The following is a 14,622-nucleotide window of genomic DNA, read 5'->3' on the forward strand; positions in this document are numbered from 1 at the left end:
CACCGGCCGGTGTTCGCGAGAGAAGCGGAGTACGACGTGTTGTCCATGTCCGGGGGCCTCGTGCACGCAGGCGCCGTGATCAGTTGTCCGCACGGTGGCGTGGCCGCCGCCCTGTCGGGGGCCGCCGGCCACGCCGTCCTGATGGGCGGGCTGCCCGTGCGGACGGCCGGTGAGGTGCCCACGATCGTCGGCTGCCGGCACACCGCCGACGGCGTGCCGGTGCCCTGCACCACGGTGCGCTGGACGGCGGACAGCGGCGGTGTGCTGGTCGACGGGGTGCCGGTGGTGACGGACGGCACGGCGGGGATGTGCTTCACGGCAGGTCTTGTGCCGCAGGGGCCGCCGGTCGTGGCAGTGATGCGAGGGGGAGTGATGTGCGGATGAAGGCCAGGGCCGTACGGGCCGATATCGCGTTTCCGTACCGGACGGACCGCCGGGGGCGGACCGGGCACGCCGACTATGACGATCATGTGCGGGATCTGATCGAGCAGTTGCTGTTCACCAGTCCCGGCGAGCGGGTGATGCGCCCGGACTTCGGCTGCGGGCTGCTGGACCTGGTGTTCACGCCGAACAGCCCGGAGCTGGCCGCCGCGCTCGAACTGTCCGTGCAGGCGTCGCTCCAGCGCTGGCTGGGCGAGCTGATCGAGGTGGAGTCGCTGGACGTGGTGAGCGAGGAGAACGTCGTGCGGGTGTATCTCCGGTACGTGGTGCGCTCCACCGCGAGCCGCCGCGATGAGGTCTTCGAGGGCCGGGGGGCCGAGGCATGAGCAAGGCGGACAACGGGCCGGGCGCCGCGCTGTCCTGCCGGACGGACGGCAGGCGCGGGCGGATCCGGGAGGCCCGGCGCAACGGCGTGGACGCGGTCGAGGTGAGCGACGACGGGCGGACGCTGACGGTCACCTTCCTCGGCAAGGCGCCGCACGGGCTGTGCCCGGAGAACATCCGGATCGACGGCGGGCGGCGGGTCACGGGCCTGGAGGCCGAGGAGATAACCGTCGAGCGGGAGGAGGACCCCGAGCTGGACGACCGGCTGTTCGTGACGCTGGACCGGGCGGGCGACGGCTCCCCCTACCGGCTTTCGGTGGTGGAGACCGACCCGTACGGGCGGCCGGGCACCGAGCCGTTCCCCGGTTTCGACCAGCGGTACTTCTCGGCCGCGTTCTCGTTCCTGCCGAACTGTCCTGCGCCCTTCGACTGCGCGGAGGAGCCGGCCGGCTGCCCGGACACCTTCAGGCCCGCGCCGGTCATCGACTACACGGCGCGCGACTACGACACGCTGCGCCAAGTGGTCCTGGACCGGCTGCGGTTGACGACGCCGGAGTGGGTGGAGCGGAACGCCGCCGATCTCGGCTCGACGCTCGTCGACCTGCTGGCGTACACGGCCGACCAGATCAGCTACCAGCAGGACGCGGTGGCGACCGAGGCGTATCTGGACACCGCGCGGCGCCGGGTGTCTGTGCGGCGGCACGTGCGGCTGATCGACTACCCGATGCACGACGGCTGCAACGCGCGGGCGTTCGTCGCCGTCGAGACGGTGCGGCCGCTGACGCTGCTGCCGGGCACCTTCCGCTTCGCCTCCGTCGACTTCCGTACCTTCGGTCCGCGCGACCGGCCGGAGATCGGGTCGGTCATCGACGACCAGGACCTGGCGGTGCTCGGCGAGCGCGGCTCCGTCGAGGTGTTCGAGCCGGTCGCCGGCGGGCCGCTGGCGCTGCGTCCCGCGCACAACACGATCCGGCTGTGGACCTGGGGCGACGAGGTCTGTGCCCTGCCGCAGGGCGCGACGGCCGCGACGCTGCGCGACGGGTGGGCCGACGAGGCGTGCCGGGAGCGGGAGTTGCGGCTCGCGCCGGGCGATCTGCTGCTGTTCGAGGAGGTCCGCGGAGCCAGGACCGGCACACCGGGTGACGCCGATCCGGCGCACCGGCAGGCGGTGCGGCTGATGTCCGTCACCCCGGCCGTCGACCACCTCGCCGGTCAGCCGGTCCTTGAGGTCACCTGGGCGGCCGAGGACGCGCTGGCCTTCCCGCTGTGCCTGTCCACCCTCGGCGGGCGGGGCTGCGTTCCGGTCGGCGACGTCAGCGTGGCGCGCGGCAACGTCGTCCTGGTGGATCACGGGCGGTCGCTGACGTACGGCGCGGACGGCGAGGGGGACGCGGGCGACGGGCTGCCGGAGATCTGCACCGTGCCGCCGGTGCCCGCCGTCCTCGGCTCCTGCGATCCGCCGGCGGTCGGCTGCGGCGACCGCGCCGCGGCCGACAACGCGGTGGCCGCGCTCATCAACGCCCTGGTGGAGCAGGCCGAATGCGGCACCTCGCTGCGGGCGGACGAGGTCCGGCAGCTGTTCACCGTCGTCGGCGAGCCGCAGACGGTACGGGCCGGGATCGGCCTGGAGTCGGCCGGGCTGCGGGCCGAGAGGGTGGTGCCGGGCACGGCGTACGCGCAGGCCGAGGCGTTGCGGACGCTGCTCGCGCAGTCCGTGTATCCGGGGATCGCGCCGCGCCTGCGGCCGGTGCTGCACCGCTCCCCCGTCGTGCAGACGGTGCCGTTCCCGCGGCCGCGCCAGGTGGCGGCGGGGCAGGCGGAGCGGCTCGCGGAGATTCCGGAGCGGGTGCGCGGGCGGCTGGTGGAGCTGTGGCGCAGCGCCCGGGACCACGACGGGCTCGGGGATGCGGAGGTCGCCGAGCTGACCGTGCTGTTCGGGCTGCGGCTGCTGGAGTCGCTGGAGCTGCGGCGTCATCCGGTGCGTGCGCTGCGGGAGTTGCTGCACCGCAGTCCGCGGCTGCTGGCGGCGAAGCGACGGCGCCTGGAGGTGCTGGGGGCACGCGCGCGGGCCGGGACGGTGCTGGACGGGCGTACGGCGTGGGAGATCGCGCACACCGGGGGCCCGGCGTACGCGGCGGGGCTGCATCCGGACGAGCCGGTGCTGCACGGCCCGGCGGCCGCCCTCCTCCAGGATCCGCGCGAGGCGCTGCCCGCGCTGCGCCTGACCGACGCCGACCGGCCGGATCAGGAGCCGTGGACGCCGCGCAGGGACCTGCTGGGCAGCACGGGCCGCGACCGGCACGTGGTCGGGGAGCTGGACGACGACGGGCGGCTCGCGCTGCGCTTCGGCGACGGCCGCTACGGCGCCCGCCCGGAGCCCGGCAGCCGGCTGCGGCTGCACTACCGGCTGGGCGGCGGCACGGCGGGCAACGTCGGCGCGGAGGCCATCAGCCATCTGGTGCTGCGGCGCGACCCGGAGGAGTCGGACGCGGCCGACCCACTGCCCGTCGCCGGGGTGCGCAATCCGTTGCCCGCGGTCGGCGGGGCCGGTCCCGAGCCCGTCGAGCAGGTGCGTCAGCTGGCGCCGCTGGATCTGCGGCGTACCCGGCTGCGGGCCGTGACGGCCGCCGACTACGCGGCGCTGGCATCCGGGCTGCCGGGTGTGCAGCGGGCGGCGGCGGAGATCCGGTGGACGGGCAGCGTGCAGGAGGCGCACGTCGCCGTGGACGCGCTGGGGTCCGAAGAGCCGCCCGCGGCGCTGCTCGACTCGGTGGCCTGCGCGCTGGAGAGCTACCGCAGGATCGGGCACGACCTGGTCGTCGGGCCCGCGCGGACGGTGCCGCTGGATGTCGTCCTGTCGGTGTGTGCGGCGCCCGGCCACCAGCACGGGCAGATCCTCGCCGAGCTGTACCGCGTGCTGGGCCGCCGCCCGCTGCCCGGCGGCCGGCGGGGCTTCTTCCATCCGGACGCGCTGACGTTCGGCGAGCCGGTGCGGCTGAGCCGGCTGGTGGCGGTGGCGGCCGCGGTGCCGGGTGTGGTGAGCGTGCAGGTGACGCGGCTGCGGCGGCTGTTCCACACGGATGACGGAGAACTGGAGGCAGGTGTGCTGCGGCTCGGACCGCTGGAGATCGCACGCTGCGACAACGACCCGGACCGGCCCGAGAACGGGCGGCTGGTCATCGAGCTCGGGGGTGGGCGATGAACGGGATCCCGGCAGGAGACAACAACGGCGGCTGCGGCTGCGGCTGCGCGGGCGGCGGGCACGACGAGCGGCGGGCGCCGGACGCGCTCTACAACCCGCCGGGCCGCAGCGCCCTGGACCACCGGGTCGGCACCTACGGCTCGTTCCTCGACGCGATGCTCGACCGGCTCGCCTCGCCCGCCTACCCGGCGCTGCGCGGGCTGACCGTCCGCACGCCCGACGACCCGTCCATCGGGCTGCTGGACTCCTGGGCCGTCCTGGGCGACCTGCTGACCTTCCACTCCGAGCGGATCGCGGACGAGGGCTATCTGCGGACCGCGAACGAGCACCGCTCGCTGGCGCTCCTCGGCCGCCTGGTGGGGCACCGGCCGCGGCCCGGCGTGGCCGCCGACACGCATCTCGCGTACACCATCGACCGTGATCCGCGCGCCGGTGACCTGCCGGTGGTGATCCCGCGCGGGGCCCGCAGCCACAGCGTGCCGGCCGGTTCGGACGAGGGGTCGCAGACCTTCGAGACCGCGGAGGACCTGACCGCGCGCGCGGTGTGGAACGAGCTGCCGGTGCGGCGCCGCCGCCCGGCACTGCTGACCCCCGACGACCTGCGGACCAGGCCCGAGCTGCTGATCGCGGGCACCCACACGGCGCTGGCCGTCGGCGACCGGCTGCTGTGCGACTTCGGTCCGGAGCGCACGCTGCTGTCCGTCGCGTCGGTGCGGCGGGACCGCGAGGAGGACGTGACGGGCATCGGCCTTCCGCAGTCCGCGCCGCGGTCGCTGAAGGAGCTGGTGGCCGAGGCACGGGAGTGGATCACCGAGCCGGTGGATGCGGGCGATCCCGATGATCCGGACGAGCCGGGCCCGCCCACTCCCGAGACGCCCAACCCGCGCCCGGTCAGCCGCTTCATCGCGGAGTTCGACGCACAGGTGCTGGGGCCGCTGCGCAAGGACCTGGACGGCATCACCACTCCCGCGCAGTTCATCGCCCGGCTGGCCGGGCCGCACGCCAGGCTGGCGGAGGCGCAGGCGCTGTCCGCCGCGTACGAGGACGTCGCCGCCTGGTTCGAGGAACTGGAGGCGGTGCTCGGCGAACTGGCGGAGCGGGCGGCAGAGTTGTCGGGTGAGCCGCCTGATGACGGGGACGGAAATGCGGACCCCGGCGGCGAGGAGATGACTCAACTCCCCGCATCCGTCCAGCTGTTGGGTGACCTGCTGCCCGCGCTGCGTACCCGTGTCGTCCGCCCGCCGTCCGGTGCCCGCGCGCTCGCCCGTGATCCCGGCAGGCTGTTCGCGGCCGATTCCGACCTGGGGGCGCAGCTGCTGTCGGCGCTGGATCCGCGGGTGTCCGACGGGCTGTATCCGGCGTGGCGCCGGGCGTCGGCGACGACGTCCGGCGGGCGGGCCTCGTCGGCACTGCCGGTCCTGCGGGCCCTGTTGGCGATGCGGGTGACGGCGGCGCCGTTCGGTGCGACGGCTCCGCTCAAGCCCGTGCAGGACGATCGCGGCCGGGTCATCAGGACGGCGGACTGGCCGCTGACCGGGGCCGCGCTGACCAGTATGCGGGTGGTGTTCGACACGGCGGGCAAGGTGCCGGTGCGGGCGGAGTTCCAGCACATCGAGACCGGCAGTTCGCAGCAGATCAGCGAGAACCTGCCCGCCGACACCACGCTGACGCTCGGCCCGGGACGGATCGAGCTGTCCACCCGCAGCGGCCAGGACCACGACCTGAGCTGGCTGGGCCGCCGTCCGGTCGACTCGCAGGATCCGGGGGTCACCGCGCGGCTGCTGCCAGGGCTGCCGGAGCGCACCTTGTTCGTGTCCCGGCCCGCCGAGAACGGCAGGTTCCACGTGTCGGTGGACAACGGCACGCCGCAGAGCTGGGACCTGGGTCCTGGCGAGCACCGGCAGATCACCCACGGCGCGTACGAGATCTCGGTGCGGGTGGCGTCCGGCGGCGAGCCGCCCGCCGTGGAGATCGGCATCGCGACGGTGCCGGAGCCCGCCGACCGCCGTGAACTGGCCCTGGACGCGGTTCACGACGCGGTCACGGTCGGCAGCTGGGTGGCGATCGAGCGTCCGCGCAAGGGCCAGGAAGGGCCCGACGGCATCCCGGGTGACAAGAAGCTCGCGTTCGTCACCACCAAGGTCACCGCCGTGCGGACCGTCGTGCACACCCAGTACGGCATCACAGGACGCGGCACCCTGCTGACCCTCGCCGACCCGTGGCTGGACGAGCACGATGTGGTGCTGTCCGCGATCCGGGACACGACGGTGCACGCGGCGGGCGAAGTGCTGCGGCAGGCCGACGAGCCGCTGGGCGAGGACGTGCACGGCGACCGGATCGAACTGGACGGTCTGTACGACGGGTTGGCGCCCGGACGGCAGCTGGTCGTGTCGGGCGAGCGGACCGACATTCCCGGTTCGTCCGGAGTCCGGGGCACCGAACTGGCGGTGATCGCCGGGGTCGAGCAGACCCTCGACCCCGGCCTCCCGGGCGACCGGGTGCACACCACGCTCACCCTCACCTCCGGCCTGACCCATCGCTATCTGCGCGACACGGCCCGCATCCAGGGCAATGTGGTGGCCGCCACCCACGGCGAGAGCCGGGACGAGCCGATCGGCAGCGGCGACGCGGCGCGCGCCAACCAGACGTTCGCGCTGTGGCAGTCCCCGCTGACCTGGCTGCCCGACGACAACCCGCTCGGCGCCACCCCGCAGTTGGAGGTGCGGGTCGACGGGCTGCTGTGGCACCCGGTGGACAGCCTGGCCGGGCGCGGGCCGCGCGAGCGGGTGTACGTGACCGGGACGGCAGGCGACCGGCGGACGACGGTGACGTTCGGCGACGGGGTGCACGGTGCCCGTCTGCCGTCCGGGCACGACAACGTCCGGGCCCGCTACCGCTTCGGCACCGGCCGCGCGGCGAACGTGGCGGCGCACCGCATCACCCAGGCCGTCACCCGCCCCCTGGGCGTCACCGCCGTCACCAACCCGCAGCCGGCGACCGGCGGCGCCGATGCCGACGGCCCCGGCCTGACCCGGCGGACCGTGCCGCTGTCCGTCTCCGCCCTGGACCGGCTGGTCTCGGTCGCCGACTACGAGGACTTCGCCCGCTCGCGCGCCGGCATCGGCCGGGCGTCGGCGCGGGAGCTGTTCGACGGGCGGCGGCGGGTCCTGCACGTCACCGTCGCCGGGGTGGACGACATCCCGATCGCGCCGGACGCCGAGGTGCTGCGGTCGCTGCGGGCCGCGCTCGCGGAGTACGGCGATGCCCGGCTGCCGGTGCGGGTGGACGTGCGCGAGACGGTCCTGCTGGTGGCGGCGGCGAAGGTGAAGGTGGCTCCGGACTTCTCCTGGCAGCTCGTCGAACCGCGCATCCGGCAGGCGCTGCTGGCCCGTCTCGGCTACGACGGGCGGGAGCTGGAGCAGCCCGCGCATCTGTCGGAGCTGCTGGCCGCGGCGCAGGCGGTGCCGGGGGTGGACTTCGTGGACGCGGACGTCTTCGCCGGCGTCCCGGCGTCCGTCACCCCGGCCGGACTCGCGGGCCTCGCCGGCCGGTTCGCCCAGGCGCCCGCGGCCTCGGTGCCGTCCCGTACCGCGGTGTACGACGAGCAGATCCACGAGGTCACCGACGAGGGCGGCGAGACGCTGTCGTCGGTCGCCGCGCGGTACGGCATCCCGCTGGCCGAACTCCTGCGCCTGAACCCCGATATCACCGACACCCGGCCGCTGGAGCGGGGACGTGCCGTCTTCGTCTTCCGCGGCATCAGGCCCGCCCAACTGGCCCTGTTCTCACCAAAGGTCGCGGACACGCTGATCCTGACGGAGGTTGCCCGATGAGTTCGACCAGGGAGCCGGACGGGCTCGCCGACCTGCTGCCGCAGTGGCACCGGCTGCGGGACGCGGAGGGCGGCGAGCCGCTGCGGGCGCTGCTCGCGGTGATCGCGGAGCAGGCCGACCGGGTACGCGACGGGGTCGCGCAGCAGTACGACGACTGGTTCGTGGAGAGCGCGGCCGAGTGGGTGCTGCCCTACATCGGCGATCTGGTGGGCTACCGGCCGCTGCCCGGCTACGAGCGGGTCCTTGCGACCGGGCTGCGGGACGGCGGGCTGCCGGACGCCTCGCGGCGGCGGCTCGCCGAGGCGCTGGCGCCGCGCCGCGATGTGGCGGCCACCGTCGGCAACCGGCGGCGCAAGGGCGCCCTCGCCCTGCTGGAGGAGCTGTCCGACGGGGTGGCGGGCTGGCCCGCGCGGGCCGTGGAGTTCTCCCGGCTGGTGGCGCACCAGCAGCCGGTGAAGCTGTACGGGTCGGGCAGCGCCGTCGCCGACGAGCGGCGGCGCGGCCGCGGCCGCCTTGTGGACGTACGGGACGGCGCGGCCCTGGACCTGGCGGGCGGCCCGTTCGGCGCGGTCGCCAGGTCGGTGGACGTCCGCCGGGCGAACTCCCGTCACCGGCAAGGGGGTTACACCCCGGCCGGGGTGGGCCTGTTCGTGTGGCGGCTGCGTCCGTACTCGGTGACGCACTCCCCCGCGTACTGCATCGACCGCGCCCGCAGCCTCTACACCTTCTCGATCCTGGGCAACGACACCCCGCTGGTGACCCGCCCGGAGCCGGAGCCCTCGGTGACGCACATCGCGACGGTCGACAACGTGCCGGCCGCGATCCGCCGCCGGCAGCTGCACGACCGGCTCGCCGACTACTACGGGCCCGGCAAGAGCTTCACCATCCGCCGGGACGGCCACGACACCCCGGTGCCGCTCGCGGACCTCGTCGTCGCCGACCTCTCCGAGTGGCGCTATCGCCCCAAGCGCGGCCAGATCGCCGTCGATCCGGAGCTGGGCCGGATCGCGTTCGGCTCCCGTTCGGCGCCGCGACAGGGCGTCTGGGTGGACTACCACTACGGGTTCGGGGACGAGCTGGGCGGCGGCGAGTACCCGCGCGACGACCGGGCGGACGCGGGGCGCGCGCTGCCGCCCGATGTCGCGGTCTACCGGGTCGGTCCCGGCCAGGACTTCCGGCGGATCATGGACGCGTACGGCGCCTGGCAGCACGACCGCAGGGCCGGGCGCTGCGGCCCCGACGGCGTCATCGAGATCACGCACAGCGGCGCCTACCAGGAACAGCTGGACTTCGACCTGGATCCGGGCGACCGTCTTGAGCTGCGCGCCGCCGAGGGCACCCGTCCGGTGATCCGGCTGCTCGACTGGTACAGCAACCGGCCCGACGCCCTCAACATCCGTGCCCGTGACGGGGACTGCGCGCCCAGCGAGCGGCCCCGGATGGTCCTGGACGGGCTGCTGGTCACCGGGCGGGGGCTGAACGTCAGCGGGCCGATGGGCGAACTGGTGCTGCGGCACTGCACGTTGGTGCCCGGCTGGTCCCTGGAGCCGGAGTGCGTCCCGCACGCGCCGGAGGAGCCGAGCCTGGTCCTGGACCGGACCACCGCCTGCGTGCAGATCGACCGCTGCATCCTGGGCACGATCGAGGTGATCGGCGACGAGGTCTCCACCGACCCGCTCGCCGTCCACCTGCGCGACAGCGTCCTGGACGCCACGGGACACGACCGCGAGGCACTGTCGGCGCCGGACTGCCGCCATGCGCACGCGGTCCTGTACGCGCACCGCAGCACGGTCATCGGCGAGGTGCACACGCACGCCGTGCAGCTCGCCGAGAACAGCATCTTCACCGGCCTCCTGCACGTCGCCCGGCGCGGCACCGGCTGCCTGCGGTTCTGCTACGTCCCGCCCGGCTCCCGCACCCCGCGCCGCTACCGCTGCCAACCCGACCTGGCAGGGGCCGGGGACGCCGCGCGGGTGCGCCCGGTGCTGCGCGACGAGCGGTACGGGACGCCGCACTACGCGCAGCTGTCCGCCGCCTGCGCCGAGGAGATCAGGCGCGGCGCCGAGGACGGCGCGGAGCTGGGCGCGTACCACGATCTGTACCAGCCGCAGCGGGAGGACAGCCTGCGGGCCCGGCTCGCCGATTACACCCCTGCGGGCACCGACTCCGGCCTGTTCTTCGTGACATGAGCGCACCGCGCCCGCCCGACCGGGGGCCGGACACCGGCTCTCGCCCCGACCTTCCAAGCACCATCCCGTCCGAGGGGGACCTTCTTCCATGCACGCAGACCTCTCCCGCATCACCTACCGGCCGGAGCGTCACTACTCCGCGGTGGTCGCGCAGCAGGGCCGCGTCCAGCTGGACGCCGACGCCAACGAGCAGACCGCGATCCAGCTGTTCCAGGCCCGCACCCTCGCGGCCGACCTGATCGGGCAGCACGGCGGCCCGCGCGGCGCCACCGGCTTCCACATCGAACTGCGGGGCGGTGCCCGCGAGCTGGACGACCTGATCATCAGCGGCGGCCGCTACTACGTCGACGGCATCCTGTGCGACGCGACCCGCCCCGAGCCCGGCGTCCCGGTCCCCGCGGACGGCGGCGCCGACGACGAACGGGGCGGCAAGGACGGCGAGGGCGAGCCGGCCGCACCGCCCGCCACCTGGACGTACTGGGACCAGCCGGACGGCTTCCGCGACCCGGAGCGCCCCGGCGACCGGCTGCCGACGCAATTCCCTTACCTGGCCTACCTGAAGGTGTGGGAGCGGAGCGTCACGGCGGCCGAGGACCCGGCGCTGCGTGAGGTGGCGCTGGGCTCGGCGATGCCGGACACCGCGGCCCGCGCCAAGGTCGTCTGGCAGGTACTGCCGCTGCCCGGCGCCGAGCTGGGCCTGGGGTCCGACAACCCGCCGATCGACGACATCCGCGCGGCGTTCACCCGCTGGGCCCAGAAGGCCGCCGCCCCCGGCTCCCGCCTCGCGGCGCGCAGCGAGCGTCCGGGCCACGCGGACGACGATCCGTGCCTGGTCGCGCCGGACGCCCGCTACCGGGGACCGGAGAACCAGCTCTACCGGGTGGAGGTGCACGACGGCGGCAGCGCGCAGGACGCCACCTTCAAGTGGTCGCGGGAGAACGGCTCCGTCACCTTCCCCGTCGACGCACTCGACGGCACCTGGGTCGAGCTGGCCACCCTCGGCAGCGACGACAAGCTGGACCTCGACGTCGGCGACCTCGTCGAGTTCGTCGACACCGCCTACACCAGCAGGGGCGAGGCCGAACCGCTGCTGCGGGTGGAGGAACTCGACCTGCCCGGACGCCGGGTACGGCTCTCGGACGAACCGGCCCCCGGTGTCGGACGGCGGCCCGAACTCCACCCGTTCCTGCGCCGCTGGGACCACCACGAGGGCGGCGGGCGGGCCCGGCGCGGCGCGAGGACCGGCGGGCTGCGGCACGGCGCGCTGCGGGTGGAAGAGGGCGGCTGGCTGCCGTTGGAGGACGGCGTCGAGGTGTACTTCGCGGCCGGCGGCAGCTACCGCACCGGCGACTTCTGGCTGATCCCGGCCCGCACCGCGACCGGCGGCGTCGAATGGCCGGCCGACGCGGCACGCCGCCCGCTCCTCCAAGCACCGTCCGGCATCGCGGTGCACCACGCGCCGCTGGCGTGGGTGCAGGGCGAGGGCACCGCACCGGATCTGCGGCTGGCCTTCCGGCCCCTGTCCGCGGGCATCCCGGCGGCCGACGACGCGGCGCTGGACGCCGAGGCGAAGGCGGCGGCCGAGGAGTCCGCCGGAGCGGACGCGGCGGGCGGCACCCCGGCACGGAGCCGGTCGCAGACGACTGCGGCGGCCGAAGCCGCCGTCGACGCGGGGAGCGACAGCTGATGGCGACGCCCCTGACCGCATCCCGGCTGCTGAAGGCGCTGCGCGACGAGGGCCTTGTGGTCCACGAGGTCCGCGACTGGCGCACCCACAACCGCAACACGAAGGGCCCGTGGGGCCCGCTGAACGGCGTGCTGATCCACCACACCGCCACCGAGGGCACCGGCAGTTCCGTGGACCTCTGCTACGACGGCCGGTCCGACCTGCCGGGCCCGCTGTGCCACGGCGTGATCGACAAGCAGGGCGAGATCCACCTCGTCGGCAACGGCCGCGCCAACCACGCGGGCCTCGGCGACGGCGACGTTCTGCGCGCCGTGGTCGACGAGACGGACCTGCCGCCGGACAACGAGGCCGACACGGACGGCAACCGGCACTTCTACGGCTTCGAGTGCATCAACCTCGGCGACGGCAAGGACCCGTGGCCCGAGGAGCAGACGGCCGCCATCGAGAAGGTGTCGGCGGCCATCTGCCGCGCGCACGGCTGGAGCGAGAAGTCGGTGATCGGCCACAAGGAGTGGCAGCCCGGCAAGGTCGATCCGCGGGGCTTCACCATGGACGCGATGCGGGACCGGATCAAGAAGCGGCTGGCCGGACCCGCGCAGGGCCCTGCGGACACCGGGGGCGGCGGGACCGAGCGCCCGGTGCCGCCCAAGCCGCAGCATCCGCCGTACGAGCCTTTCCCCGGCCGGGGCTTCTTCCGTGCCGACACCTACAGCGCGGTGATCACGGCGATGGGCGAGCGGCTGGTCGCCGAGGGCTGCGGCCACTACAAGGACGGCCCCGGTCCGGCATGGACCGAGGCCGACCGCACGTCGTACGCGGCCTGGCAGCGCAAGCTGGGCTTCTCCGGCAAGGACGCGGACGGCGTACCGGGAAAGGTGAGCTGGGAGCGGCTGAACGTACCCAATACGTAGCGGTGGCGGGCGAGTTGGTGATCTCGCCGACCGCAGCCGGGGCCGGCGTCCGGGTACGGGCGCCGGCCTTTGCGCTGTGCGCCCCGGCCACCGTGGATGCGTACCCGGCCCCGGAAACGCCAATGCCGGGCGGCCCTCCCCCACAGAGGACCACCCGGCTGTTCATGAGGCGGCGGCAGGCCCCGCCGTCCGACCACGCGGCCGGCGGGGCAGCGCCACTACGGTGCTTCCGCCGTCACCGTAGCGAGGTTTCCTGTGACCCCGCGGGGTGCACCGAAAGGACTCAGACGCCCTGCGCCGGCAGCGCCGGAACGGAGGGGACGGTCGGCAGGGTCGGCTGCGCCGGGACGGAGGGGACCGAGGGGACCGAGGGGACGGTCGGGGTGGAGGGGATGGAGGGGACGCCCGGCAGCGTCGGCGTGCCCGGCAGGACCGGCAGGGCCGGGATGTTGGCGGCGTCGGTCAGGTCGGGCAGGGCGGTCGCATCGGCAGGGACGCCGGGCACGGTCCGCGTCGGCGCCAGGCTGCGCACAGCGGCGACGGTCCGGGTGACGGCACCCTGGCCGTCGGCCGCCGGCGCCACCGCGCCCTGGGCCAGGCCGGTCAGCTGCTCGGGACGCACACCGGCACCGGTGAGAGCAGCCACCAGGTTCGTGACGGAACCGGGGGCCTGGGGCAGCGCGGGCGCCTTGGACAGCCCCTTCGGCAGACCGCCGGGCAGCGCGGCACCGGGCAGCGCCGGGGTGTTCGGCAGCGCCGGGGTACCGTCGGCGGCGCGCAGCACTCCCTGGACGGCGCGGCCGACGCGGCCCACGTGGTCGCCCTTGGCGATGCCGTCGGCCTTCCCGGTGTCCTTGAGACCGGCGCCGTCGGCCGTGGTGTGCACGCCGCCGAGCGCGTTGGTCACGGCACCGAGCCCGTCGGCGGCAGGCAGACCGTCAGCGGCGGGCAGGCCGTCGGTGGCGGGCAGACCCTCGGTGGGCAGCCCCTTGCCGACGCTGCCGACGCTGCCGGCCGCCTTGCCGACGGCCCCGCGCACGGTCTTCTTCGCCGTACCGACGGCGTCCCCGGCAGGCAGCTTCTTGGCGGTCCCGGCGACATCACCGACGGGCAGCTTCTTCGCCGTCTCGGCGACGTCACCGGCCGGCAGCTTCTTCGCCGCGGCGGTCAGCGAGCCCGCGGCGGGCAGGTCCGGAGTGGCGGGCAGCTCTGCGGCGTTGGCGGCGACGGTGCCCAGGGCCCACAGGCCGGTGGCGGTGGCAGCGACGGCGACGGAACGGCGGATGGCAATACGCATGAGGAAGAAAGTCCTTCGAATTCAGGGGGTGTTGACGGGCAGACCTGTGCCGCCCCCGCGCGGCAGGTCACATACAGACGCGGAACGGTCTGCCCTAGCCGGGGAATTCGAGGATGTCTTCGGCACGGTGACGCGTCGGCGCGCCATCGGCCGTGCGCACGCCACCGGGCAGCGGACCGACGAGCGCGAAGTCCGCAGGAACGGCGGCGTGCTGGTCACCACGAGGACCGTGGCCGACACCGGCATTCTGCGAAGCGGGCGCCACCGGCGCCTTGGGGAGCGGACCCGGCAGGCCGTCACGGCCCGGCGCGCCCTGCTCGTGAACGGCGCTACGCGCGTGCCCGGCAGCCGACGCACGCGTCCCGCCATAGCCGGAGCGCGCCGTACCCGTCGTCGCATCGGACCCGGCGGCACGGTTCCCGCCGGCCGGTGCGCCACCGTGCGGGGCACTGCCGTCCTGCGGCCGCCCGCCGTCGCCCGGCGCTCCCGGGTGCTGACCCGACGGGAACGGCAGCGGCAGCACGGCACCCGCCGCACCCCCGACCTCCCGTACGGCGCCGGTCACCGGCCCGGTGACCCGCGCGGCCCGCTCTGCGGCGGGCCTTACGGCATCGGCGAGCGCACCGGCCGCGGCCTGCGCGCCCTGCCCGGTCGCCGTGCGGGCCGCCTCGCCCTGCCGCTCAAGTGCGGCTCCGGAACGGCTGTGCCGCACCGCCCTCCCGGCCCGGGGGGCGGCCC

8 protein-coding genes and 1 pseudogene are annotated in these 14,622 nt (G+C 74.9%); 7 read left to right on the plus strand and 2 right to left on the minus strand.

From position 1 onward, the window contains the following. Nucleotides 1-45 precede the first annotated feature (45 nt). From LIU39_RS31095 to LIU39_RS31125, 7 genes are all read left to right on the plus strand, one after another. The gene (locus tag LIU39_RS31095) at nucleotides 46-384 is read left to right on the plus strand and encodes a hypothetical protein (protein ID WP_227050280.1); all 339 of its coding nucleotides are present in this window, start codon (nucleotides 46-48) and stop codon (nucleotides 382-384) included. After that, complete coding sequence (locus LIU39_RS31100; protein WP_227050281.1) at nucleotides 381-767, plus strand: GPW/gp25 family protein; 387 nt, start codon at nucleotides 381-383, stop codon at nucleotides 765-767. Before LIU39_RS31095 ends, LIU39_RS31100 begins: the two co-directional genes overlap by 4 nt. Beyond that, nucleotides 764-3,967: a putative baseplate assembly protein gene (locus LIU39_RS31105; protein WP_227050282.1), complete on the plus strand. Its 3,204-nt coding sequence runs from the start codon at nucleotides 764-766 to the stop codon at nucleotides 3,965-3,967. Before LIU39_RS31100 ends, LIU39_RS31105 begins: the two co-directional genes overlap by 4 nt. Next, complete coding sequence (locus LIU39_RS31110; RefSeq protein ID WP_227050283.1) at nucleotides 3,964-7,800, plus strand: putative baseplate assembly protein; 3,837 nt, start codon at nucleotides 3,964-3,966, stop codon at nucleotides 7,798-7,800. Before LIU39_RS31105 ends, LIU39_RS31110 begins: the two co-directional genes overlap by 4 nt. Then, entirely contained in the window at nucleotides 7,797-9,989 is a 2,193-nt protein-coding gene (locus LIU39_RS31115) for a hypothetical protein (RefSeq protein WP_227050284.1), read from the plus strand. Before LIU39_RS31110 ends, LIU39_RS31115 begins: the two co-directional genes overlap by 4 nt. A gap of 88 nt (nucleotides 9,990-10,077) precedes the next feature. Further along, on the plus strand, nucleotides 10,078-11,676 hold the full coding sequence (locus LIU39_RS31120) for a DUF6519 domain-containing protein (RefSeq protein WP_227050285.1): 1,599 nt from the start codon (nucleotides 10,078-10,080) through the stop codon (nucleotides 11,674-11,676). Further along, nucleotides 11,676-12,587, plus strand: a complete 912-nt coding sequence (locus tag LIU39_RS31125) for a peptidoglycan-binding protein (RefSeq protein WP_227050286.1) — start codon at nucleotides 11,676-11,678, stop codon at nucleotides 12,585-12,587. Before LIU39_RS31120 ends, LIU39_RS31125 begins: the two co-directional genes overlap by 1 nt. Before the next feature lie 283 nt (nucleotides 12,588-12,870). Here the strand turns inward: LIU39_RS31125 and LIU39_RS31130 are convergent, their stop codons facing one another. After that, a complete protein-coding gene (locus tag LIU39_RS31130; protein WP_227050287.1) occupies nucleotides 12,871-13,884 on the minus strand; it encodes a hypothetical protein in 1,014 nt (337 codons plus the stop codon). A gap of 94 nt (nucleotides 13,885-13,978) precedes the next feature. Beyond that, nucleotides 13,979-14,622 (minus strand): annotated as a pseudogene (locus tag LIU39_RS31135) (hypothetical protein); the annotation flags it as partial.

It is taken from the genome of Streptomyces pinistramenti (assembly GCF_020564935.1).
Taxonomy (GTDB): Bacteria; Actinomycetota; Actinomycetes; order Streptomycetales; family Streptomycetaceae; genus Streptomyces; species Streptomyces pinistramenti.